Below are 25,221 nucleotides of genomic sequence, written 5' to 3'. Positions count from 1 at the left end.
CGCGCTTCCCTACCCGCAGTGTAGAAAAGGCATCATGCGCAGCGCCAGCCCGTATTCCCTGTTTTTATCCCCACTTTTTTTCCTGCTTTTGCCCGCCGCTGCCAGCGCCGACGATGCGCCGCTGCAGAAAGTTGAAATTTCGGCCGCCAGCGGCACGCAGCAGCGGCGCGATGATACGGCTGCGAAGATCATCGTCAGCCGCGACGACCTGGCACTATATGGCGACAGCAGCCTGGCCGCGACGCTGAAACGCCAGCCCGGTGTCTCCGTCGTTGGCAGTGAGGTGCGCATGCGGGGCCTGGGGGCCGGCTACACGCAAATGCTGATCAATGGCGACCCCGCGCCGCCAGATTTTTCCATCGAGTCGATCGCCCCGGACATGATCGAGCGCATAGAGATTTTACGCAGCGTGACGGCCGAATACAGCATGCAAGCCGTCGCAGGCAGCATCAACGTGGTCTTGCGCAAGGGCGCCAGCGGCGTGGAGCGCGAATGGAAGCTGGGCGCGGGCCGGCAGGATGGCCGCTGGCAGCCTGCCTTATCGCTGCGCATGGCGGACAAGTTGCCTGGTTTCGCCTACTCGCTGACGGGCGCCCTGGAGCGCACTGCCGATGACGTGGCGGGATGGACGACCGAGACGATGGCCGATCCCGCCGGCATGCTGCTGGCGCTGCGGGACACACGCACGCGCAATGCTTCATCCGTCAAGAAGGCCAGCCTGACGCCGCGCCTGCACTGGGCCCTGGACAATGGCGACTCCATCATCTGGCAAAGCCTGCTGGACTGGTACCGCACGGAGTTTGACGGCGTGGCCCGCGAAACGGTATGGGCGGGGGCGACCAGCAGCTATCCGCGCAATGGCGCCACCTCGCAAGCGAGCGTCTTTTCGGCGCGCAGCGACGTGAGCTGGGCGCACTCGCTGGGGGCTGCGGGCAAGCTGACGGTTAAACTGGGCATTAACCATAGCCGACGCGATACGGATTACGTTTTCCATGGCGAGGCGGCCGGTGGCGCGCCCCTGCTGCTGCGCGGCGTGGTGTCCGCCGCCATCGACGACAGCGTCAACAGCAGCGGCAAATACCTGGGCAGGCTGGGTGGCGGCCACGCCCTGAGTCTGGGGTGGGACGGCAGCCTGATACGCCGCAGCGAGTCGCGCCGCCAGCGCGATACGTATTTTTCCGGTGGCGCGCCGTATGCGCTCGATGAAAACTATACGGCCGACGTGCGGCGCCTGGCCCTGTATGCTCAGGATGAATGGGATGTGACGCCGCGCCTGCAAATGTATGCGGGCGGGCGCTGGGAGGGCTTGCAGACGGAGACCGAGGGCCGTACTCTGAGCGAGGTGCACACGCGCGCCAGTGTCTGGAGTCCCGTGGCGCAGCTGCTGTGGAAGCTGCCGGAGCAGGAGCGCGACCAGTTGCGGCTGGCGCTGGCGCGCACCTACAAGGCGCCCACCACGCGTAACCTGGTGCCGCGCCGCTACACGATCAATAACGGCAACAGCGCCAACAATCCCGATTTCCAGGGCAATCCCGACCTGCGCCCGGAATTGGCGTGGGGGCTGGACGCGGCTTGGGAGAGCTATTTCGGCAAGAGCGGCGTAGCCAGCCTGTCGGCGTTCACGCGGCGCATCAGCGACGTCACCGTGCAGCGCCTGTTTCAGCACGATGGCATCTGGATCGCAAGCCCGTTCAACAATGGCACGGCCACGGTGCGCGGCATCGAGATGGATGTGAAATTCCCCGTGCGGACCTGGTGGGCGCAGGCGCCCGATATCGACGTGCGCGCCAACGCGGGGCGCAACTGGTCGAGCGTCGCCGCCGTACCGGGTCCCGGCAACCGGCTGGCCAGTCAGGTGCCGGCCACGCTCAACCTGGGACTCGATTACCGGCTCTCGCCGAGGGTGAGCATGGGCGGCAATCTGAACGTGCAGACGGGCGGGCTGGCGCGGCTCGATGCGCACGCCAGCAGCCATGCGGGCGTGCGGCGTACGCTCGACGCATATGCGCTGTGGCAGCCGGACGTGAAAACGCGCGTGCGCCTGTCGGCGGCCAACCTGCTGCACCAGCAGCAGGTACAAGGGCAATCCTATGTGGATGAAATGGGTCGCAGCGACAGCGCGACGACCTTGGACAGCAGCGTTGCGCTGCGCCTGATGCTAGAGCGCAGCCTGTAGGCATCAGTGTTTCGTCGGCTTTTCCTGCTGCACCAGAATGAACGGGCTGACGACGACGGCCCATAGCGAGCTATCGGCGGCCTGCCAGTCCAGCGCCTGCTGGTCGGAGACTTTGGCTACTTTGCCGTCGACCATCCATTGCGTGATGGTGGCCTTGTCGTCGTGCGAGATGCGCACGGCCACTTCGACGAGGTCCAGTTCATTGGCGACCCAGACGACATTGCCTTGGGCGAAGTGCTTTTCCAGCTCGCTCCAGGCCAGGCGGGCCGTTTCGCTGTTTACTTTGAGGCGCAGTTCGGTGTCTTTTTCAGGATTGGTTTGCATGTGAGATCAGGTTGCGGTGAGTCGGGTGTCGATGCGCGCGGTTTATTTGCCCGGGAGGGCTTCCACGCGCGGCGTCGGCGTACCCTGCCATGTTAACCGATAGGCGACGCCTTTGCGAACATTGCCCACGAGGGCAGGGCGGAAGCAGGCCAGGTTGGTGCCGCCCGCCAGCCGGGTGCTGGGGAAGATGATGCCCATGGAACCGGCCTCGAGCAGGATGGCGGCCAGGTCTTGCGAGGCGATGTAGCTGGCCGGGTCCAGGCAGGCCGTATAGCGCTCCTGGCCGCGCAAGTCGTGGAAGCTGGCGGAGAAATCGGCCAGCAGCGATTGGTAGCTGACGCTGTCGTCGAAATAGTCGATTTCCTGGTATTCCACTGTCTTGTGGAAAATGATCTCGGCCAGCGCCGTTTTCATGTCGAAGGCGCAATACCAGGCGCCCCGTTCGCCATCGTTGAAACGCGCCCCTTCCGGCCGGGCATAGGTGTACGCGGCGTTGATGATGCGAAAGTGCGGCACGCCAAAAACCAGCTCGTCCACGCCAATTCCTGGTGCGCCGCCGTACTCCGCCACCAGGCGGGCGTTGGTGGCGTTATCGAGCTCGAACAGCTCGCGCAGGTGATCGTCATCCTCGGCCAAGGGCGCCAGCACGGAGTCTTCCATGTCGGCGAAGCGCGACGGGATCAGGCGGCAGGTGTCGATCTGGCGCAGCGCGGTCAGCGGCGGCAGGTGTGCTTGCGGCGTAGTCGGCACGATCATAGTCCCCCGCGGCGCGCATCGAGCAGCTTGCGCACCGTCTGCATGGCCAGCAAGCCGCCGGCCAGCATTTGCGACAGCGGCGTGCGCCCGCCAAAGATCGGATTCTTGTTGGGCAAACCGACCCATTCGTCGGCCAGCTTGTCGCCATACAGGATGTGCAGGGCTTTATAAATGCCCAGCAAATAGGAAATACGCGTGATGCGGTCCACTTCCAGCACGCGGTCCGGGTGCTTCTTCCACTCGTAATAAGCGCTGCTGGACAGGCCGCCCAGCAATTCGCGCGCATCGTCGTCGCGCAGTTTCCAGGCGGCGGCCAGCTTGAAAAACCCCTTCAGGGCCGCCTGCGACAATCGTTCGCGCTCGGCTTTGGCATTCAGGTCGACGAGCACGGCCGGCTCGAAGCGGCTCTTGGGATAGGCGTAAGCGAGATTCATGATGATATGTCCTTCAATAAAACTCTGTTTAAGGACTATTTATACTCCTTTTCAGGACTTGTTGCAATGGACGCGCACATGAAAAAGGGGCGCACCAGGACATCGTCCCCGTGCGCCCCGTCGGCCGGCTGGCCGGGTCGGCTTATCGTGCCGTGACGGTGACCGGCAGGTTCAGTTGCGCCGTCAAGCCGTTATTGTCCAGTGCCACGACCTTCAGCGCATAGTTGCCAGCCACCGGCTGCGGCCAGGTGGCCGTGATGGTCATGCCGCTCATGGAGAACTGCATGCCCAGCGGCGCGCCGGTGATCGAGATCCACAAACTGTTCGCGCCGGCTGCCGTCAGCACGATGCTGCCGCTCAGGGTCTTGCCCGCCACACCCGTCATGGCCGCGGCAGTGATCGTGGGACCGGCGGCGGCGATCTTCACCGCGGCCACGGCCTGGCCCGTCAAGCCCGTCTTGCTATCTTTGGCGATGACGGTCACGTTGTAGCTGCCCAGCACGGGGCTGGCCCAGCTGACGACGCCGGCGGCATTGACGGCCATGCCCGACGGCGCGCCCGACAGGCTGTAGGCGACGGGATTGGGCGCCACCGTCGTGGCCGTGAACGACAGGGCCACGCCCGGCTTGCCGCTGACGCTGGCGACTGTCACCACGGGCGGCAGCGGGGCGGCGATGGCGACAGTGTAGAGACCCTTGCCGCTGAGGCCAGTCTTGCTGTCCGTGGCCGTCACGGTGACGGCATAGGTGCCGGCCACGGGCGCTGCCCAGCTCACGAGGCCGGCGCTGCTGATGGCCATGCCGGCCGGCGCGCCGGCGAGCGCGTAGCTGACCGGGTTGGCGGCCGTGACGCTGACATTGAACGCCAGGGCCGTGCCAACCTTGCCCGTGATGGCGCCGGCGGCGACGACGGGCGGCGCGACGGGGGCGATGACGATGCTGTACACGCCCTGGCCGCTGAGACCGCTGACGGTGTCCCTGGCCACCATGGTCACGGCATACGTGCCCGCGACGGGGGCGGTCCAGCTGACCACGCCCGTGGCGGCGATGCTCATGCCGGCCGGCGCGCCCAGCATGGTGTAGCCGAGAGGATTGGCTGCGCTGGCCGCCACGGTGAACGACAGCGGCTTGCCGGCCGTGCCGCTGATGCTGGCCGGCGCCACCACGGGAGCGGCCGGTGCGATCTGCGTGCCCGACAGGCTGGCCAGCAGGCTCTTCACGTTCGGCGTGCCCAGGCCGCCCAGCGGGTCATAGCCGATCCTGGCCGTGCACACGCTGCAAGTGCCGTTGCTGCCCCGCGTGACGTCGGCAAAGCTGCTGGCAAAGGTGCCGGGCACGGTGGCGATCTGGCCGTACAGCATGCTGTGCGGCAAGCCGAGCGCCGTCTTGGCCTGCAGCGCGCGGCTGGCGTTGGCGATGGCGACGAGGCCGGCCCATTGCGGCGTGGACAGGCTGGTGCCGCCGATGCTGAGCCAGCTGGCGGTGCTGCTGCCTTGCGCCATCACGGCCGTGTACTGGCCCGTGGCGGGGTCGGCATTGAAGGCCACGTCGGCCACGTTGCGCCGCAGCAGGTTGGTCAGGCCGGGCACGCTCACCGTCTGGTAGCTGGGCAATGCCGTGTAGGCGCTGATGCCGCCGCCCGTGCCGGACCAGGCCGCTTCGCTGCGCACGCCGCTGCCGCTGTAGCTGAGCGTGGTGCCGCCCACGGCCAGCACGTTGGGCGACACGGAGGGCCAGGAAACGCCGCTGCCCGAGTCGCCCGTGGCGGCCAGGTAACTCATGTTCTTGCCCGTGAAGGCGCTGTCGACGGAAGCCGTCCAGTTGCCTTCGGCGGCGCCAAAACTCATCGAGACGACGCCAGGGCCCATCAGGTTGGCCAGGCGCACGGCGCCCAGCAGGCTGTTGATGGAAGCGTCGGGCGCCTCGATCAGCACGATGCGCGCCAGCGGGGCCGTGGCATGCGCCCATTGCACGTCGAGCGCGATTTCCATGGCCCAGCCCGAGTTATAGGCAGGCGCGGTGGCCGTCATCGTGCTCGATGGCGTGTTGTACACGACGGAAAATTCGCAACCGCTGGCCGGTGCCGGCGGCAAGGGCAGGGCGGCATTCGTGGCGATGGCCTTGGTGGTGCAGCCGGGCAAGCCGAATTTCTGGTTGAAGATGGCCAGTTCGGCGGCCGCGTTCGGGTTGTGCATGGCGTCGACGATGTAGATCGTCTGTCCTGCACCCAGTTGTGCCGCCTGGGCCGCCGTCAGCGCCGTGCCCGCCGTCGGCAGGGCCGGCAGGTCGTAGGCGGCGCGGATTTGCGCGGGAGAGTAGGTGGCGACCACGCTGCTGCCGGCCATGGGCGCGGCGCTGTCGCTCGCGCCGCCATCGAGCAGCGGCGAGAGGTCTTGTGCCGCCTGTTCCGCCGCGGCGATTCTCTGCGCCGTCAGGCGCCGCGTGGCCATGTTCGCCATGGCACGGGGCACGCGCTGCATGTGCGGGCGCCAATGGGCCGAGCCGCTGCTGTTGGCGTTGTCGCGCCCGTCAGGCGCATCGAGCAGGGTGGGGGCCGCATGGAACATCGGTTGCGCCACCAGCGCCCCAACGGCGACGGGGATGACGGGCACCTCGACACTGAACTGTGTCGCGGCCGTGGCGATGGCGGCGGGCGGCGCCGAAGTTTCCTGGCCGGGACCGCAAGCGGCCAGCAGGAGGGCGGCGGAGGCGCCCAGCAGCAGGCGCCCATGACGGGGATGCGGGGGAATGAATTTTTTCATGGCGAAACTCTCCGAGTTGGGCGAGGGCCACATCTCGACAATGCATCCAGGCTCGGTCCCGCGCGCCGGCGGTCCCGGTCCTGCACATTGGCAGCCCCGCTACCGTGGCGCTTGCGCGCGGTAGGCCGGTGGCTTTGCGTCCCCGCCTTTCGACGGGTTTGCCCTCAAAACTGATCATGCATCATCGGAACTTCCTGATGCGTTATCAATTCTAGTGAATTTGCCAAATAAGTGTTAACTATTTTAAATTAATATTTTTATTTTTGCAATAAAATGTGGTGAGTTCGCCTATTGCTGAATGGAATCTTGTCAGCTTCATTAAGTCTTAAAAGCAAGGTTATCAGGGGTGTATCGATGCATGACAGTGTTTTTTCACAGCCACGGTGCTTGTTTTTTTGAGATATAATGAATTTGACGAATTTATTGAATATGCGCTGTTGCCAGCTTCAATCCTCGAACACCATGCCCTGATACGGCGCTGCGCGGCAGGCTGCCAGCCGCTGCGCCAGGCTGCCCGCATGGGCTTCCAGCTGGTGGCCGTCCGGATCGAGAAAATACAGGGAATCGCCGGCGCTGCGGTTTTGCTGCCATTCGGGCACGCCGGCGGCGCGCAGGCGGGCGGCAAAGGCGGGGAAGTCTTGCTGGGAAATGGAAAACGCGTAATGCGTGTACGCGGGGCTGGCCAGCGCAGCCGTTCCTTGCCCGTCCAGCGACAGGCATAGCCACAGCTCCCCTGCAGACAGATACGCGCCCCTGTCCCAGCGCGCATGCAGGCGTAGACCCAGCGTGTCGCGGTAAAAGACGATGCTGCGCGCGAGGTCGCGCACGGACAGGGTGAGGTGGTTCAGGCCGGTCAGCATGGGCTGGAAGGTGTCAGGAAGGTGAGCGATGGGTTTGGGCAGCTACCATCAGACAGGTTCGGCGTGCTCCACCATCAACTGCACTTTCGTCGTGCCATTGTATTCATTCGCATCGAGCCGGAAGGCCACGCGCGTGCGTTCGCCCAAGGCGTCCGTGTGGCCGAACCAGATGGCGTCGAAGCGCACGCCGTTCTTTTCCAGCAGCAGTTTCAAGTGGCGCTCTTTCAAGATGCGCTGGCTGACGACGCGGAATTCGTCGCAGAAGACGGGCGGGGCGAAGCCCTGGCCCCACACCTGGCCATCCATCAGCTCGATGAAAGCCGTCGTGTAATACGCGTCTTCCAGCGGGCCGTCCGTTTCCACGACCCGTTCCAGCTGTTGCTGGCTGAGCCAGGCCTGGCCCACGGCTTCGAAGGCCTTCGAGAACGCGTCGAAAGCGTCGGCGCGGATGGTCAAGCCCGCCGCCATGGCGTGGCCGCCGAACTTGTCGATCAGGCTAGGCGCCCGTTTCGACACGAGGTCGAGCGCGTCGCGCATGTGGAAGCCGGGAATCGAGCGGCCCGAACCCTTGATCCAGCCGTCCGCGCCGGGCGCGAACGTGATGGTCGGGCGGTAGAATTTTTCTTTCAGGCGCGAGGCCACGATGCCGATCACGCCCTGGTGCCACGATGCATCAAACACGCTGATGGTGCTGCTGTTGGCCGGCTCGAACGTGTCCAGGTGCAGCAGGGCCGTATCCTGCATTTCCGCCTCGATTTCGCGGCGCTTCAAATTGATGTCGTTCAGTTGCTGCGCCAGCGCCCAGGCGCGGCCTTCGTCGTCCGTGACCAGGCATTCGATGCCCAGGGACATGTCTTGCAGGCGCCCGGCCGCATTCAGGCGCGGACCCAGCGCGAAGCCCAGGTCGAACGGCGTGGCGCTGCGCGCTTCGCGGCCCGCCACGCGGAACAGGGCGGCCACGCCCGCGTGCATATTGCCCTTGCGCATGCGTTTGAGACCTTGCGCGACGAGGATGCGGTTGTTCGTATCGAGACGCACGACGTCGGCCACCGTGCCCAGGGCCACCAGGTCGAGCAGATTGTCGAGCTTGGGTTGCGTTTGCGCATCGAACGCGCCGCGCCGGCGCAGTTCCGCGCGCAGGGCCAGCAGCACGTAGAACACGACGCCCACGCCCGCCAGATGCTTCGACGGAAAACCGCAGGCGGGCTGGTTCGGGTTGACGATGACGGCCGCGTCGGGCAGGGTGTCGGCCGGCAAATGGTGGTCGGTGACGACCACCTGGATGCCGCGCCGGTTCGCTTCGGCCACGCCGTCGATGCTGGCGATGCCATTGTCGACGGTGATGATGATGTCGGGCGATTTTTCGCGGGCAGTGAGCTCGACGATTTCCGGCGTCAGGCCATAGCCGTATTCAAAACGGTTGGGCACGATGAAATCGACGTCGGCGCCCATGGCGCGCAAGCCGCGTATGGCCACGGCGCAGGCGGTGGCGCCGTCGCAATCGTAGTCGGCCACGATGACCATGCGTTTCTTGGCGGCAATCGCGTCGGCCAGGAAGACGCCGGCCGCACCGATGTGCAGCAATCCCGATGGCGGTATCAAGTCTTTCGGCTCGATCGAAAGTTCTTTCGCGTCGGACAGGCCGCGCGACGCGTACAAGCGGGCCAGCACGGGGTGGATGCCGCCCTGGCGCAGCAATTCGGATTCGCGGTAGGGGCAGGGACGGGTGGCGATGCGGGTACGGGTCATGATGCTTTCAACTTGTTCAGGGTAATCGCGCGCCAGAATTTGCGCTGCGCGTGCTTGCTGGTGGTGCAATCGAGCCAGGCGTCGCGGTGGCTCAGCACCAGGCGCAACTGGCCCAGGCGGCCATCCTTGAGGGCCGCCAGCAGGGGCGCGAACCAGTCCGCTTCCAGCGCTTGCAACTGTTGCAGCCACATGCCCCATTCCTGCGCCTGCGCCGCTTCGGTCAAGCCGTCCAGCACGACGATCGCGTCCTGCGTGCTGGCCAGCACACTGTTTGGATTGGCATCGCGCTGCGCCGGTTCCGCCAGCGCGGCAAGCCAGCCGGGCGCATTCGCCACATGCAGGCTGGCCGCGCAGCGCACAGCTTCCGCCTTGGCCAGGCTCCCGCCCCAGATCCAGAAGGTGTTGATGGCTTTCAAGCCCCGTTCTTCGCGCGCCATATTGACGGGATGCTCGTGCCACAGCATCTGCACTTCGTTCTGCAGGCGTCGCGCGGCGCGCGCGTGCTCGCCTTCCGGCATCCACACGGACAGGTCTTGCGTGGTGGCGCCATCGGGCGTGGCGCACTGCAAGTCGGACCAGGCATCGGCGCGCATGAACCAGGTGCCCGCGTCGCCATACGACAGGGGCTGGCCGATCTCGTCGAAATACGGACGCGCCGTCTCGAACAGGGTGCGGCCATCCGCTTCGCTCAGCTGGAGCTGGCGCAGCTCTTCCATGCTGATGTGCGTGCGGGCAACGGCCAAATGGGCCGGATGCAGCAGGAAATAGCGTGCGCCCGGTTCCGGCGCGAGACCGTAGCCGCGCATGGCCTGGGCGGCGAAGGCCGCTCGCGCCGCCTCGCCGTTGGGCGCGGGCGACAGGCCCAAGGCGTGCGCCAGCCACGCTTCATGCGGCAGCAGGCGGTTGGCATTGTCAAAAGTTTCCAAATTGCAAGTGGAGCTGCGCGACAGCAGCGCCGCCAGGGCGGGCGCCTGCAAGACCTTGAGCAGGTCGGCAGCCAGTTCGGCATTGGGCAAGGCGAAGGGCAGGACGAGGGTAAGTTGATTCATCCCGAGATTGTAGGCGATTGTGGTGCGGGCCGAAAAGGCGTATCGCTTTTCAGGCCTGCGATGGCGACAGATGCGCGCCGGACATGCGCAAAGAATTATAAAAATTTTATCGATATTAATGGAAAATAATTTGCTTTTGAAAAGATAGTGGATATAATTGCGACAACTTAAATATCAGAAATACAATCACCCCCCCTGCTGCGTGGTTGCGTCGTCTGGCTCCTGTGTCCCTCGAAACCGTATACAAGATCTGCCGGCTTCATTTTTTAAACAAGTCCCTTCTTGGAAGCCCACCCATGTATACATTCGCCGCTTTGCGCGGCCAGGCTGATCGCGCCCTGGCCCACCGTATTTCCGCTCCTGCAGCCGCCGTGGCATGCCGTCAGGAGGTCGCATGACTACCTATAACCTGTCGACCACGGTCCACGTCTGCGAAGACATCAACAAGGATTTCGATATCCGCGACCTGCTGATACAGGCCGGCTACTCGGTGCAAGGCGAACTCAATATCAAGAATTTCACGGTTTTGTTGCCGGACGATACCGAATCGACCGTCAACACGCCCCTGTTCGGCATGCTCGACGCGGACACCGTGTACGTGCGTCCCGGCGACTGGGCCGCCAACTACAATGGCAGCTTCTCGACCATCGAGGTGACGATCGACAAGGGCAATGGCGACATCGTCCAGCTGAGCTTGCAAGTCATCATCGACCCCGTCAATGACGCGCCCGATGCTGCCGACAAGACCTTCACTCTGGTTGACGGTGCCAGCGTCGTGCTGAGCGAAAGCGATTTCGGTTTCCACGACGATGTCGAGCACGACGGCTTCAAGTCCATCGTCATCACCAATACCACCACGGCGGGCCAGGTCTTGTTGAACGGCGTGGCCGTCGCGGTGGGGACGGAAGTCTCCATCGACGACATCCGCGCGGGCCATCTGGTCTTCGTGCCGAGCCAAACCGTCGCCGGCGACTTCGACCTCGGTTTCAAGGTGCGCGATGACGGCGGCACGGCCGGCTGCAATGCGCAAGACCTGAGCCTGGCGCCCCATTACCTGACCTTCAAGGTGCCGATGGCCCACCTCGGCGATTTCGTGTGGGAAGACAAGAACGCCAACGGCGTGCAGGACGCGGGCGAGGCAGGCATCGCCAATGTCGTCGTGCAATTGAAGGATACGGCTGGCAACGTGGTCGCTTCCACCACGACGGACGCCAGCGGCGGCTACCACTTCGACGTCAATCCGGGCACCTATTCGGTGACCGTGGTGGCGCCCGCCGGCTACGTGCCGACGGCAGCGAACCAGGGCGGCGACACGGCCAAGGACAGCAATATCGATGCGGCCGGCAAGATGGCGCCCGTCACCCTGGCGCCGGGCGAAACCAACCTGACCCTCGATGCGGGCCTGTACCGCACGGCCGAGCTGGGCGACCGGGTCTGGTTCGATACGAACAAGAACGGCGTGCAGGACGCCGGTGAAGCGGGCGCCGCAGGCGTGAAAGTGACCTTGCTCGATGCATCGGGCAACGCCGTCGGCAGCCCGCTCATCACGGATGCGAACGGCAACTACCTGTTCACGAACCTGAAACCGGGCGCCTACAGCGTACAGTTCGATAAAACCACCTTGCCAGCCGGCTACGCCTTCACGGGCCAGGACCAGGGCGGCGACGATCAGCGTGACTCGGACGCGAATGCCGACGGCCGCACGGCCCAAGTGCTGCTGGCCTCGGGCGACAGCAATCACAGCGTGGACGCCGGCATCGTCGCCTTGCCAGCCACCCTGGGCGATCGGGTCTGGCACGACAGCAACGCGAACGGCATCCAGGATGCGGGCGAGTCCGGCATAGTCGGCGTCACCGTGCAGTTGAAAAACGCGGCTGGCAGCGTCATCGGTTCGACCGTGACGGACGCCACCGGCTATTACAACTTCAATGTCGATCCTGGCACGTACTCGATCGCCGTCGTCGCGCCGGCCGGCTATCTGGCGACGGTCAAGGATGCGGGCGGCAACGATGCACTCGACAGCGACATCAATACGCTGGGCAACAGCGGCCAGGTGACGGTGGCTGCCGGCCAGAACTACAAGGACCTTGACGCGGGCCTGTACAAGACGGCGTCCATCGGCGACCGCGTGTGGTTCGACGCGAACGGCAACGGCACGCAGGATGCGGGCGAGGCGGGCGTTTGTGGCGTGAAAGTCAGCCTGTATAACGCGCAAGGCGCCGTCGTGGCCAGCGCCACCACGGATGCCAGCGGTAACTATTTGTTCAGCAACTTGGTCCCCGGCAATTATTACCTGGGCTTCGTGCCGCCGGCCGGCTACGGCTTCACCAAGGCCGATATCGGCGGTTACGCCACCGATTCGGACGTCAATCCGGCCACCGGCTTGACCACCACGTGGGCTACCCTGAAGTCGGGCGACGTGCAGCTGGACTGGGATGCGGGCCTGGTGAAACTGAACACGGCATCCATCGGCGACCGCGTATGGGAAGACAAGAACTACAACGGCGTGCAGGAGGCGGGCGAACTGGGCGTGGCGGGCGTGAAAGTCAACCTGCTCAATGCGTACAACCAGGTCATCGCCACGACGACGACGAATGCCAGCGGCAATTACCTGTTCAGCGAACTGGCGGCCGGCGGCTACAAGGTCGAAGTCATCCGTCCATCGGGCTTTTATTACACGAAGGCCAATGTGGGCGTTGACACGGCCGATTCCGACGTCGATGTCAGCACGGGGCGCTCGGGCCTGATCAACCTGGCCGCCGGCCAGAACGACATGAGCTGGGATGCGGGCATCTACCGCAAGGCCAGCCTGGGCGACAAGGTGTGGCGCGACGCCGACCATGACGGCGTGCAGGACTACAACGAGGCAGGCATCGCCAACATCAAGGTGCAGCTGTACTCGGGCAGCGGCGCGCTGCTGGCCACCACCTACACGAATGCCTACGGCAACTACCTGTTCAGCAACCTCGATCCGGGCAGCTATTCGCTCAAATTCGACAAGTCGGGCGTGTATCACGCGGGCTACGCCATGGATACGTGGAAGTGGGGCGCGAAGAACGTGGGCATGAACGACAACATCGATTCGGACGTCAACAGCAATGGCACGACGTCCAACGTGGTCTACACGGACATCCTGAAACTGGCGTCGGGCCAGAACGACATGAGCTGGGATGCGGCCATCACGCCCATCGTCATCGACCTCAACGGCGACGGCGTGCACACGATCGCCCGTGCCGATTTCCACGGCAGCTTCGACTTGCTGGGTACGGGCAGCGCCATCCAGACGGGCTGGGTCTCGGCCCAGGATGGCTTGCTGGCCATCGACAGCAATGGCAATGGCAAGATCGATAATATCTCGGAACTGTTCGGCGGCAACGAGAAGGGCACGGGCTTTGCCAAGCTGTCGAGCCATGACTCGAACCACGACGGCGCGGTCGATGCGCACGATGACAAGTTCGCCGAACTGCGCATCTGGCGCGATGCCAACAGCAACGGCGTGACGGACGATGGCGAGCTGATGTCCATGCACGACGCCGGCGTGGCCAGCTTGACGGTCAGCTACACGGAATTGCCGTTCCTCGACGCCAACAGCAATTTGCACCTTGAACGCAGCAGCGCCAACCTGGCCGACGGCAAGTCGGTCGACATGACGGACGTGTATTTCAACGTCGACGCCAAGGATGCGGCGGCCGCCGGCGTGGCCTTGCCGAGCATGGCCGACCTGCTGCGCGACGACAGCACGCTCGACGTGGTGCTGGGCCAGGACGGCACGGTGACCACGGTGGCCGCCGCTCCGGCAGCGGAGGCCCAGGCCCAGTGCGAGATGGCCGACCTCTTGCGCCGCGCCATGGCCCACGCGCATGTCCAGCCCCAGGAAATGGCTGCCTGATGTCCTTTGCCGGCCCGTAATCCTGCCCGGCAATACCGCACCGGCGCGCCCGTCACGGGGCGCCGGCGTTTTTCCACGCTTTTCTCCACACTTGATAACAGAAATAGGAAAACCACGATGAAACAATCCATGCACCTGTTCGTCCGCGGCGCCATCGCCGCCGCCACCTTCGCCCTGGCCAGCGGCAGCGCCCTGGCCGCCTCCAACCTGCAAGTCGTCGATTCGCACAGCGTCAGCCTGTTTACGGCGGCCGGTGGCGCCTTCGGCTCGGGCAACGCCATCTCGCCGACCTTGTGGGAAGTCAAATACGACAGCAACACCTTCCTCGCATTCTGCCTCGATCCCCATGTCGCATTGAGCAACAGCTCGAACAGCTACAGCAGCGGCGCCTTTGCCGCCAGCGACTCCGTCAAGCGCCTGTATGAAGGTTATTACGCCTCGTCCATCGCGAATGTGTCGACCAGCGCCAACAGCGCCGCCGCCTTCCAGCTGGCCCTGTGGGAATTGAATAACGACAACACGAACTTGCTGACGGGCGACCTGCGCTTCAAAAACCTGAGCAATGCCGTCGTCAGCCAGGCCAACACCATGCTGGGCGTGGCCACGGGCAACGGCGCCATCAAGAACCTGTACAGCTACACCAGCTTGAGCAGCGTCAACCCGGCTTCGCAAACCCTGCTTTCCGTGTCGCCGGTGCCGGAAGCGCAAACCTGGGCCATGCTGGTCGCGGGCCTGGGCCTGCTGGGCTTCATGGCGCGCCGCCGCAAGGGCGCTTCCGCGCTGAGTTAATTATTACTCATTAATCATTACTCATCGCTCATCGCGCAAGCGATGGCATTCCCGCTGCGGCGCGCCCGACCGGCGCGCCGCAGTGTTTTATTGTGAATCCATCATGACCCCACCCCCCGACACTTCCACCGCTTCCGCCGGCATGTCCACCGATGCGCTCGCCGAGGCCATCGTCTTCCTCGCGCGCTTTTTCGGCGTGGCCGTGCAGGCCGAGCGCCTGCGCGCCAGCGTGGCGGCCCAGGCCAGCCCGGCCGCCACCGATTTCCTCGACCAGGCGCTGGCGCAAGCCACCCTGGCCGGCACGGCGCTGCCCCCAGAAAAGCCGCGCCGTCCGACGGAAATGCCGGCCTTGCTGCTCAACGGGGAAGGGCAGGCGCTGGTGATACTGTCTATTGCCGGTGGTAAATATGAATGCCACGTGCCCGGCATCGAAGGCAGCGCCTGGCTGGACGCGGCCGCGCTGGCGCAGGAAGTGCCCGGCGGACGCTGGGTGGCCGTGCGGCCCCTGCTGTTTTTCGACCAGCGCAGCTTGCTCTACAGCATGCCGGTGGCGGGGCGCTGGTTCTGGGATGTCTTCAACCGCAACCGCTGGGTCTTCCGCTGGGCCCTGCTGGGCACCCTGGTGCTCAATATCATCGGCGCGCTGCTGCCGTTCTATGCGATGGCCGTGTATGACCGCGTGATCCCGAACAATGCCACGTCCAGCCTGTGGGTGCTGACGATCGCCGTCGTGGTGCTGACGGGCTTTGAGCTGGCCCTGCGCCTGCTGCGCGGCGAACTGGTGGAAACGGCGTCGCGCCGCATGGACGTGGCGCTGTCGTCGAACATCTTTGCCCAGTGCCTGCGCCTGCGCGCGGCCAGCCGGCCCGCTTCCGGCGGCACCCTGGCCAATACCGTGCGCGATTTCGAATCCGTGCGCGAATTCTTTGCTTCGACCACCCTGACGACCCTGGGCGACTTGCCGTTCTTGCTGCTGTTCCTGCTGGTGATCGCCCTGGTGGGCGGCTGGCTCGTGCTCGTGCCCTTGGCCGTCATCCCGATTTTGCTGCTGGTCGCCTTTGCCTCGCGCGCGGCGCTGGCGCGCCACGTGGCCGCCTCGATGCAGGAAAGCGCGCAGCGCACGGCGCACCTGTTTGAAACCATGAATGGTCTCGACACGATCAAGGCGCTGGGCGCCGAAGCGTGGAGCCGGCGCAAATGGGAAAGCCTGACGGTGGCCATCGCCGCCAACAGCGTCGAGACGCGTGAAATCGTCAGCCGTGTCAATTACATCAACACGGCCGTGCTGGCACTGTCCGGCGTGGCCGTGGTGGCCACGGGCGCCTTGCTGATGGGCGAGCACCTGCTGACCCTGGGCCAGATCATCGCCGTGAGCATGCTGACGGGTCGCGCCTTGGCGCCCGTGAGCCAGATCGCGGGCTTGATCATGCGCTGGGAGCAAACCAAATTGTCCTACCACGCCCTGAATAAAATCATGGAAGCGCCGACCGATGACGACGCGGCCAGCCTGCAGGCGCCGCCCCTGTCCGGGCGCATCGAATTTCGCGACGTGGGCTTTGCCTATCCGAATTCGCCGCCGCTGCTCGATAAACTCAATTTGCAGATCCGTCCCGGCGAACGGGTCGGCGTGATCGGCAAGCTCGGTTCCGGCAAGAGCACCTTGCTGCGCTTGCTGCTGAATCAGTACGGCCCGCAAAGCGGCAGCGTGCTGTTCGACGACCTGGCCAGCACCCAGCTCGAACCCTTGAGCCTGCGCCGCCAGATCGGCTACGTGCCGCAGGACGTGACACTGTTCCACGGTACCCTGCGCGAGAACATCGAACTGGGACGCAGCCAGGCCGGCGACGCCAGCCTGCTCGATGCCATCCGCCTGGCCTGCCTCGACGACATCATCACCCAGCTGCCCAACGGCGTGGCGACGGAAGTGGGCGAGCGGGGCGAACGCCTGTCCGGCGGCCAGCGGCAAGCCGTGGCCATGGCCCGCGCCCTGCTCGCGAAACCGCCCATGCTGCTGCTCGATGAGCCGAGCAGCATGTTCGACCCGGCCACCGAGCAGCGCTTGATCGGCCGGCTGCGCACCTTGAAAGACACGACCATCGTGCTGGTCACCCACCGCATGGCCATGCTGGCGCTGGTGGACCGCCTGATCGTCTTCGACAAGGGGCGCATCGTGGCCGACGGCCCGCGCGATGAGGTCATGCGCGTGTTGAACAGCCAGGCGGCCAGGCCTGCGGCGGAACAGGGAGTGGCGGCATGAGCGCCCTGAACGCCCGCCCGCTGCCGGCGGCCCACCCGGACCCGGAACGCGAACCGCAGACCATCGTCATCCGCATGCTGGCGCTGATCGCCGTATTGCTGGTACTGGTGCTGGCCTGGGCCACCTTTGCACAGCTCGACGTGTCCGTGCATGGCCGTGGCGCCATCACGCCGCCGTCGCACCTGCAGGAAGTGCAAAGCCTGGAAGGGGGCATCGTGCGCGACATGCTCGTGAAACCGGGCCAGCGCGTGCGCCGCGGCGACTTGCTGCTGCGCCTGGACACGGCCCAGTACGACGCCAACCTGGGCGCCAGCGTGCAAAACCGCCTGGCCGCGCTGGCGGGCAGGGCGCGTCTCGACGCGCTGCTGTCCGGCGGCACTCCCCGGTTTGCGCTGGAATGGCAGCAGGAGGCGCCCGAGCTGATCGCCAAGGAAACGCAGTTGTGGCGCGACGGCCAGCGCGAGTTCGCGTCGGCCACGGCGGCCGCGCGCGAAGGCGTGAGGCGCCGGCGCGGCGAGCTGGCCGAGGCGCACAGCCGCATCGCCCAGCTGGACACGGGCTTGAGAATCGCGCTGGAAAGCCTGTCGATCGAAGAGCGCCTGTTCAAGGAGGGCGCCGGTTCGCGCGGCGACTACCTGAATGCCCAGCAGCGCGTGCAGCAGCAGCGCACGGAACTCGACGGCCTGCGCGCCTCCGTGCCGCGCCTGGCGGCCACCCTGGCCGAGGCGCAGGCGCAGGCTGGCGAAGTGGAAGCGCGCATGCGCGGCCAGTGGGGCGCCCAGCGCAGCGAATATGAAACCAAGGCCGGCGCCCTGGCCAGTACCGTCAAGGGCCAGCAGGATCAGGTGAGCCGGCGCGACGTGACGGCGCCCGTCGACGGCGTCGTCAACCGCGTGCTGGTGGCGACGGTAGGCGGCGTGGCGCAGCCGGGCAAGCCTATCCTGGAAATCGTGCCCGCCGATTCGGAAATGCTGATTTCCGTGCGCGTCAAGCCGTCGGACATCGGTTTCATCCACGTGGGGCAGCGCGCCTCGGCCAATGTGCTGGCGTATGACGCCACCACGTATGGACGCGTGCAGGCGCAGGTGGTGCGCGTGGGCGCCGATGCGATTCCCGATGAACGCAACGAGCCGTATTTCGAGGTGCAGCTGAGTACCGACCGCAGCCAGCTGACGGCGCACGGCAAGGTGCTGCCGATTACGCCCGGCATGCCCGTCGACGTGGGCATCCTGACGGGGCGCCGCTCGGTGCTGCAATATGTGTTCAAGCCCGTGCTGCGCGGCTTGCAGTCTTCCCTGCAGGAGCGGTGATGCGTACTTTTTTACTTTGCATGGCCTTCGCCTGCGCCAACGCGGAGGCACAAACGGTACAGTCCACGCCACCGGCCGCTTTCCAAGCGCAGTCCGCGCGCGGCTTGCCGGCCTTGCTGGCGCGTGCCGTGCCGCGCGATCCGCAGGTGGTCGCGGCGCAGGCGGCGCTGGCCACCACCGAAGCGCGCTACAGGCAGGCCCGTTCTCGCCTGTTCCCGACGGCGGCGCTGCAGGCGACGCGGGGACGCAGCAAGGACCTCGATGGCGCGCTGGACGTGGAACGCCGCACGCACCAGGTGGAGGCGAGCGTGCGCTGGAATGTGTACAACGGCGGCGCCGACCGCGCCGAACTCGATGCGGCCGAGCGCGACATGGCGGGCGCCGCCTTCGACGTGGAGCGCGCGCGCGCGGACAGCGCGGAAAAGCTGGCCGAAGCGTATTTCGACATGCAGCGCCTGGAACGCAGCCTGCTGCAGTCGCAGGAACGGCTGCGCGACGTGACGCACCTGGTGCGGCAGGTGACGCGCCAGGCGGAACTGGGCAAGGCCTCGGAAGTGGACCGCGAACTGGCGCAAAGTTCGCAGCTGGACGCGGAACTGGTGCACGATGGCTTGCTGACGGACCAGCAGGCGGCGCGCATCAAGCTCGAAGCGCTGGCCTTCGAACCGGTGGCGCAGTTTGCCGATTTCGCGTTTGCGCCGCTGCCGGCGCAAGCCCTGGAAAACGCCGATACGCAGCACGCGCAGTTGCGCGCCGCGCGCGAGCGGGCGGCGGCGGCCCAGCTGCGCGTGCGCGGCGTGGCGGCCACCCTGGCCCCCAAAATCGACCTGAATGTCAGCCATCTGCTCAATAACAAGACCACGCCGCCGCCGTCGACCATCCAGCAGCGGGGCTGGTCGGTGGGTGTGAGTTGGGAATTCCCGCTGGGCGGCGGTAGCCTGGCGCAGCGCGACGAGAGCATCAGCCGCGCCGAGACGGCCGAGGCGGACGTGGCGCGCGCCGAGCAGGGCACGCTCGCCGACCTGGCCAGCATGCTGCCGCGCATCGCCAATGCGCAGCGTACCCTGGCCCTGCTCGACGAGCAGGAAAAGAAGATGGCCTTCGTCGTGCGCGGCGGGACCATCCAGTACGAGGCAGGCCGGCGCAACCTGCAGCAGGTCATCCAGACGCGCGACAGCTATTTCACGATACAGCAGCGGCGCGGCGACCAGCTGCACCGTCTGACCCTGGCGCAGATGCGCCAATATGCGCTGGCGGGGCGGCTGCTGGCCGTGTTCGGCCTGGCGCAGGAGGGAAAATAGGGCCGGCGTGCGCGGTTTCACACATGGATCACGCAGACTTGATGCATGAAATGCCCATTGTGTGGCACACTGCGCGCTCGCATATCATCGTTGTCGCGGGAGCGCATGAGCATCATCAAACAATTTCCCTTCGAGTGGCAGGTCGGCGTGCGCTATACGCGCGCCGGGAAACGCAGTGGCCGCAACAGCTTCATTTCCTTCATCTCCCTCATTTCCGTGGCCGGCATCGGCCTGGGCGTGGCCGCCCTGATCGTCGTCCTGTCCGTCATGAACGGCTTCCAGAAGGAAGTCACGGACCGGCTCATGTCGGTGCTGGCACACGTCGAGGTGTTCGACACCAGCGGCTCCATGCCGAACTGGCAGGCGCAGGAGCGTGCCGCCTACGCCAACCCGCAAGTCAAGGCCGTGTCGCCGTTCGTGGAAACCCAGGGCATGCTGCTCAATGACGAGACCATGCGCCCGTCCGTCGTGCGCGGCGTGCTGTCGCAGCAGGAAGCCACCGTGTCCAGCGTGGCGAGCCAGATGAAACAGGGCAGTTTCAGCGCGCTGACGCCCGGCTCGTACAACATCGTGCTGGGCATCGACCTGGCCAAGGCGCTCGACGTGAAAGTGGGGCAGAACGTCACCCTGATGCTGGAACGCGAGCCGAAGGCGGGCGACGCGGCCAATGCCATCGTCATGCCGCGCATGCGCGCGCTCAAGGTCGCCGGCATCTTCGAGGCGGGCCACAATGAACTCGATGGCAGCCTGGCGTTTGTGAACATGCAGGACGCGCAGCAGCTGCTGCAGCTCGACGGCCCGTCCGGCCTGCGTCTGCGCCTGCACGACATGAACAAGGCGCCGCAGGTGGCGCGCGAACTGAAGGCGTCGATGCCGGGCCAGCTGTGGATGCGCGACTGGTCGCGCGCCAGCGCCAGCTGGTATGCGCTGGTGCAAAGCCAGAAGAACATGATGTTCATCATCCTCAGCATGATCATCGCCGTGGCCGCGTTCAACCTCGTCTCGACCCTGGTGATGTCCGTCACCGACAAGCAGGCCGACATCGCGATTTTGCGCACCCTGGGCGCCTCGCCGTTCTCCATCATGAAGATTTTCATGATCCAGGGTGCGCTGGTGGGCTTGCTGGGGAGCGCCCTGGGCGTGATCGGCGGCGTCGTGCTGGCGCTGAACGTGGGCGTCATCGTGCCTTTCATCGAAGGCATCTTCGGCCTGCACTTCATCTCGAAGGAAATCTACCAGATCAGCGCCGTGCCGTCGGACGTGCATTGGCTGGACGTGGCGCAGATCGGCCTGATCGCCTTCGGCCTGGCGCTGGTGGCAACCATCTACCCGAGCTGGCGCGCCGCGCGTGTGAAGCCGGCCGAGGCGCTGCGCTACGAATAGCTGGCTTGTAAAACCGGGGTCAGACCCGCCGGGTCTGACCCCAGCCCTTCGCTTTAAGGGCTAACGCGATGATATGTTGCTTACAAAAGAATTAATGAATCAATGAGCATGTTAAAAAATCTTCCCTTCGAATGGCTGGTCGGCCTGCGCTACACGCGGGCCGGCAAGCGCAGTGGCCGCAACAGTTTTATCTCCTTTATCTCGCTCATTTCCATGGCCGGCATCGGCCTGGGCGTGGCGGCGCTGATCGTCGTGCTGTCCGTGATGAACGGCTTCCAGAAGGAAGTGACGGACCGCATGCTGTCCGTGCTGGCCCACGTGGAAGTGTTCGACAACAGCGGCAGCATGCCGGACTGGCGCGCCGAAGCGGCGCAAGCGTTCAAGAATCCGGCCGTGAAGGGCGCGGCGCCGTTCGTCGAAACGCAGGGCATGCTGCTGCGCGACGATGCGCTGCGACCCGCCATCGTGCGCGGCGTGCTGCCCGAGGAAGAGCCGAACGTCTCCGACGTGGCCGGCCAGACGCGCATGGGCAGCTTCAAGGCGCTGCAGCCGGGCACCTTCAATATCGTGCTGGGCATCGAGCTGGCGCGCGCCTTGCGCGTCAACTTGGGCGAAAAAGTCACCCTGATGCTGGCGCAGGGCCAGGTCACGCCGGCCGGCGTGCTGCCGCGCATGCGCAGCTTTACCGTCAGCGGCATCTTCCAGGCGGGCCACAATGAATTCGACGCGGGCCTGGCCTTCATCAATATCGAGGACGGCCAGCGTTTGCTGCGCCTCGACGGTCCATCGGGCCTGCGTTTGCGCCTGGCCGACATGAACCAGGCGCCGCAAGTGGCGGCGGAGCTGAAAAAAACCATGCCGGGCGACCTGTGGCTGCGCGACTGGTCCAAGCTGAACGCCAACTGGTTCGCCGCCGTGCAGACGGAAAAGCGCATGATGTTCATCATCCTGACCCTGATCATCGCGGTGGCCGCCTTCAACCTCGTCTCGACCCTGGTGATGACGGTGACGGACAAGCAGGCCGATATCGCGATTTTGCGCACCCTGGGCGCTTCGCCCCGTTCCATCATGAAGATCTTCATGATCCAGGGCGCGCTGGTGGGCATCCTGGGCACGATCCTGGGCGTCGGCGGCGGTGTGCTGGTGGCCATGAACATCGACGTCATCGTGCCCTTCATCGAGCATTTGCTGGGCGTGCAGTTCCTTTCCAAGGACATCTATTTCATCAGCACCGTGCCGTCCGACCTGCGCTGGCCCGACGTCACCAAGATCGGCGTGCTGGCCGTGATCCTCGCCTTTTTGGCGACCCTGTACCCGAGCTGGTGGGCTGCCCGCGTGAAACCTGCGGAAGCCCTGCGCTATGAATAAACCACTGACGACTACCATGACCGATCTGAACAAACCTGCCTCCAACGGCGCTTCCGCCGATTCCGCCGTCCTTTCCTGCCGCGGCCTGGGCAAGACTTTTACGCAGGGCAGCTACAAGGTGCAGGTGCTGGCCGGCATCGACATTGACGTGCACCGCGGCGAGCGCGTTGCCATCGTCGGCGCCTCCGGTTCCGGCAAATCGACCCTGCTGCACCTGCTGGGCGGCCTCGATACACCTACCAACGGCAAGGTCACCCTGCTGGGCAAGGACTTCGCCAATCTGAGCGAAAAGGCGCGCGGCGACTTGCGCAACGCCTCGCTGGGCTTCGTCTACCAGTTCCACCACCTGCTGCCCGAGTTTTCCGCGCTCGACAACGTCGCCATGCCCTTGATGATACGGCGCATGAAGCGCGCGCCCGCCACCGAACTGGCGCAGCAGATTCTCACGCGCGTGAACCTGGCCAAGCGCGTGTCGCACACGCCTGGCGAATTGTCGGGCGGCGAGCGCCAGCGCGTGGCCCTCGCCCGCGCGCTTGTCACGCAGCCGGCCTGCGTGCTGGCCGATGAACCGACGGGCAATCTCGATCACGCCACGGCCGAACAGATTTTCGACCTGATGCTGGAACTGTCGCGCACCCTGGGCACGGCCTTCGTCATCGTCACGCACGACATCGAACTGGCCAAGCGCTGCGACCGCGTGCTGCGCCTGACGGACGAAGGGCTGCAACCGTACCAATACTAAGGAACCGCCATGCTGTGGATCGACACGCACTGCCACCTCGACGCGCATGAATTCGGCGATGAATCGCTGCAGGTGGTGGCGCGCGCGCGGCAGCAGGGCGTGGGCATGATCGTCATTCCCGCCGTCGAACGGGCCAATTTCGCCATCGTGCGCGACTTGGCGGCAGCGGCGCCCAACGCCTGCTATGCGCTGGGCATCCACCCGATCTACGTGCCGCATGCCACGGACGACGATTTGATCGCCCTGCGCGAGGCCGTGGCGCTGGCCATGAATGACCCGCGTTTTGTCGCCATCGGCGAAATCGGCCTCGATTTCTTCATTCCCATGCTGTGCGAGCCGGCCATGCGCGCCAAGCAGGAGCATTTTTTGCGCGAGCAGCTGAAAATCGCCCGCGACTTCGACCTGCCCGTGCTGACCCACGTGCGCCGCTCGCAGGACATCGTCCTCAAGCACGCGCGCCAGATCCGCCCGAACGGCGGCATCGCCCATGCGTTCAACGGCAGCTTCCAGCAGGCGCAGGGCTATATCGACCTGGGGTTCAAGCTCGGGTTCGGCGGCGCCATGACGTTTACGCGCGCCCTGCAGATACGCCGCATGGCCACGGAGTTGCCTTTGGCCGCCATCGTGCTGGAGACGGACGCACCCGATATTTCCCCTGCCTGGGTCCACCCTGGCCGCAACAGCCCCGAAGAATTGCCGCGCATCGGCGCCGTGCTGGCCGAGCTGCGCGGCCTGGCACTGGCCGACGTGGCCGTTGCCACCAGCGCCAACGCGCGCGCCGTACTGCCCCGACTACCCTTGATGGAATGAGACCGCAATGAACAACAAGATCATCCTGGCCGCCTGCCTGTCCGCTGCGTTCGCTCCCGCCATGGCGGCGCAAAGCGCCCAGTGCGACGGCATGCCGCGCCTCGACGTCACCACGCCGGCCGGCTTTTGCGTGGCCGTGCTGGCCGACGGCCTGAAATTCCCCCGTGGCGTGCTGCCGTTGACGAATGGCGACATCCTCGTCACGGACATGACGGGATGGGCGCCGAAGCAGGGCAAATTATGGCTGTTGCAGCCGAAGGCGGCCGGCGCCGGCTACGAGCGCAAGCTGCTGCTCGACAAGCTCGATCGTCCGAACGGCATCGTGCAGGGACCGGACGGCATGGTCTACGTGGGCGAAGTAGGGCGCATCTTCCGCTTCGACTTGCGCGACACGAAGCGCACCCTCACCGACGTGATCGGCGGCACGGCCAAGACGCCGCGCCTGCCGGGCCTCGGCTTGCACCTGCTGACGAATATGCGCTTCAGTCCCAAGGGCGACCTGTACGTGAACGTGGGCTCGAGCACCGACCATTGCGAGAACGATGGCAAGGCGCCCGATCCTGCCAAGGCCTGCCCTTCGGCGGAAGGTCCGGAAGCGCTGGGCGCCATCCGCGAATACACGATGGCCTGGCCGGCCGGCACGGTGACGAGCTGGCGCACGCATGCGCGCGGCTTGCGCAATTCGATGGCGCTGGCCTTCCATCCGACCACGGGTGAGCTGTGGCAGGCGGAGAACGCGCGCGACGCCATCCAGGCCGCCATGCCGCAACTGAAAAGCGATGAAAACCTGCCGCACGAGGAATTGAACCTGATCAAGGCCGACCGGCACTACGGCTGGCCGTACTGCTACGACGATAACGTCGCCAGTCCCGAATATCCGAAGACGGCTTGCGCCGCCCAATACGCGGCGCCCCAGCGCCTGCTGCCCGGCCATGCCGCGCCGCTGGGCATGACGTTTTACACGGCCAGCCGCTTCCCGGAACTGTACAAGAATAGCCTGATCATCGGCTACCACGGCTACCGCAGCAACGGCCACCGCCTGGTGGCCCTGCTGCCCGACAAGGCCGGTGCGCCGCTGGGCAAGTCCGTCGAGTTGATCGGCAATTGGGAGCGCAAGGGCAAACAGGGCAGGGGCGCGCCCGTGGACGTGAAGCTGGGCCAGGATGGCGATATCTATATGGCCGACGACCATAATGGTCTGGTGCTCAAGTTGCATTATGCGGCGCCGGGCAAACCGTAACCAGCGCTAATCCGATACATCGG

At 65.3% G+C, this 25,221-nt stretch carries 18 protein-coding genes and 1 riboswitch; of the genes, 11 read left to right on the top strand and 7 right to left on the bottom strand.

The window, feature by feature from the left end; genetic code table 11:
* Positions 1–34 precede the first annotated feature (34 nt).
* On the top strand, positions 35–2,176 hold the full coding sequence (locus tag BLU39_RS02865) for a TonB-dependent receptor plug domain-containing protein (RefSeq protein ID WP_092709392.1): 2,142 nt from the start codon (positions 35–37) through the stop codon (positions 2,174–2,176).
* A gap of 3 nt (positions 2,177–2,179) precedes the next feature.
* Here BLU39_RS02865 and BLU39_RS02860 read toward each other — a convergent pair whose 3' ends face one another.
* The 7 genes from BLU39_RS02860 to BLU39_RS02830 form a co-directional block, all read right to left on the bottom strand.
* Positions 2,180–2,500, bottom strand: a complete 321-nt coding sequence (locus BLU39_RS02860) for a DUF2288 domain-containing protein (RefSeq protein ID WP_092709389.1) — start codon at positions 2,498–2,500, stop codon at positions 2,180–2,182.
* Positions 2,501–2,542: 42 nt separating this feature from the next.
* Positions 2,543–3,256, bottom strand: a complete 714-nt coding sequence (locus BLU39_RS02855; protein ID WP_092709386.1) for an RES family NAD+ phosphorylase — start codon at positions 3,254–3,256, stop codon at positions 2,543–2,545.
* On the bottom strand, positions 3,253–3,690 hold the full coding sequence (locus BLU39_RS02850; protein WP_092709383.1) for an antitoxin Xre/MbcA/ParS toxin-binding domain-containing protein: 438 nt from the start codon (positions 3,688–3,690) through the stop codon (positions 3,253–3,255). The genes BLU39_RS02855 and BLU39_RS02850 overlap by 4 nt, the downstream gene beginning before the upstream one ends.
* A 142-nt stretch (positions 3,691–3,832) precedes the next feature.
* Positions 3,833–6,451, bottom strand: coding sequence for a S53 family peptidase (locus BLU39_RS02845; RefSeq protein ID WP_092709906.1), 2,619 nt, complete (start codon positions 6,449–6,451; stop codon positions 3,833–3,835).
* An 86-nt stretch (positions 6,452–6,537) separates the two neighbouring features.
* Positions 6,538–6,624: riboswitch (cyclic di-GMP riboswitch) on the bottom strand.
* 273 nt (positions 6,625–6,897) lie between these two features.
* Positions 6,898–7,311, bottom strand: a complete 414-nt coding sequence (fos, locus tag BLU39_RS02840; RefSeq protein WP_092709380.1) for a fosfomycin resistance glutathione transferase — start codon at positions 7,309–7,311, stop codon at positions 6,898–6,900.
* A gap of 48 nt (positions 7,312–7,359) precedes the next feature.
* Positions 7,360–9,060, bottom strand: a complete 1,701-nt coding sequence (gene recJ / locus BLU39_RS02835; protein ID WP_092709377.1) for a single-stranded-DNA-specific exonuclease RecJ — start codon at positions 9,058–9,060, stop codon at positions 7,360–7,362.
* The gene (locus tag BLU39_RS02830) at positions 9,057–10,109 is read right to left on the bottom strand and encodes a hypothetical protein (RefSeq protein ID WP_092709374.1); all 1,053 of its coding nucleotides are present in this window, start codon (positions 10,107–10,109) and stop codon (positions 9,057–9,059) included. The genes recJ and BLU39_RS02830 overlap by 4 nt, the downstream gene beginning before the upstream one ends.
* Positions 10,110–10,503: 394 nt before the next feature.
* On the opposite strand from BLU39_RS02830, the gene BLU39_RS02825 reads away from it, so the two are divergent.
* From BLU39_RS02825 to BLU39_RS02780, 10 genes are all read left to right on the top strand, one after another.
* Entirely contained in the window at positions 10,504–13,998 is a 3,495-nt protein-coding gene (locus BLU39_RS02825; protein WP_175539187.1) for an SdrD B-like domain-containing protein, read from the top strand.
* Positions 13,999–14,115: 117 nt separating this feature from the next.
* On the top strand, positions 14,116–14,787 hold the full coding sequence (locus BLU39_RS02820; protein WP_092709368.1) for a PEP-CTERM sorting domain-containing protein: 672 nt from the start codon (positions 14,116–14,118) through the stop codon (positions 14,785–14,787).
* Between the two features lie 103 nt (positions 14,788–14,890).
* Positions 14,891–17,044, top strand: coding sequence for a type I secretion system permease/ATPase (locus BLU39_RS02815; RefSeq protein ID WP_092709365.1), 2,154 nt, complete (start codon positions 14,891–14,893; stop codon positions 17,042–17,044).
* Positions 17,041–18,354, top strand: a complete 1,314-nt coding sequence (locus BLU39_RS02810; protein ID WP_092709362.1) for an HlyD family type I secretion periplasmic adaptor subunit — start codon at positions 17,041–17,043, stop codon at positions 18,352–18,354. Before BLU39_RS02815 ends, BLU39_RS02810 begins: the two co-directional genes overlap by 4 nt.
* Positions 18,354–19,655, top strand: a complete 1,302-nt coding sequence (locus BLU39_RS02805; RefSeq protein WP_254788865.1) for a TolC family protein — start codon at positions 18,354–18,356, stop codon at positions 19,653–19,655. Before BLU39_RS02810 ends, BLU39_RS02805 begins: the two co-directional genes overlap by 1 nt.
* A gap of 105 nt (positions 19,656–19,760) precedes the next feature.
* A complete protein-coding gene (locus tag BLU39_RS02800; RefSeq protein ID WP_092709359.1) occupies positions 19,761–21,038 on the top strand; it encodes a lipoprotein-releasing ABC transporter permease subunit in 1,278 nt (425 codons plus the stop codon).
* Between the two features lie 102 nt (positions 21,039–21,140).
* On the top strand, positions 21,141–22,406 hold the full coding sequence (locus tag BLU39_RS02795) for a lipoprotein-releasing ABC transporter permease subunit (RefSeq protein ID WP_046682975.1): 1,266 nt from the start codon (positions 21,141–21,143) through the stop codon (positions 22,404–22,406).
* A 16-nt stretch (positions 22,407–22,422) separates the two neighbouring features.
* Positions 22,423–23,148 (top strand): lipoprotein-releasing ABC transporter ATP-binding protein LolD, encoded by a 726-nt coding sequence (gene lolD, locus BLU39_RS02790; RefSeq protein WP_092709356.1) that lies wholly within the window; start codon positions 22,423–22,425, stop codon positions 23,146–23,148.
* A 12-nt stretch (positions 23,149–23,160) separates the two neighbouring features.
* Entirely contained in the window at positions 23,161–23,958 is a 798-nt protein-coding gene (locus tag BLU39_RS02785) for a TatD family hydrolase (RefSeq protein ID WP_092709903.1), read from the top strand.
* A gap of 7 nt (positions 23,959–23,965) precedes the next feature.
* A complete protein-coding gene (locus BLU39_RS02780; protein ID WP_092709353.1) occupies positions 23,966–25,198 on the top strand; it encodes a PQQ-dependent sugar dehydrogenase in 1,233 nt (410 codons plus the stop codon).
* Positions 25,199–25,221 lie beyond the last annotated feature (23 nt).

Source organism: Janthinobacterium sp. OK676 (genome assembly GCF_900103595.1).
Classification (GTDB): domain Bacteria; phylum Pseudomonadota; class Gammaproteobacteria; order Burkholderiales; family Burkholderiaceae_D; genus Janthinobacterium.
The sequence above is the reverse complement of the archived record's forward strand: the minus strand, read 5'-3'. Positions and strand labels throughout refer to the sequence as shown.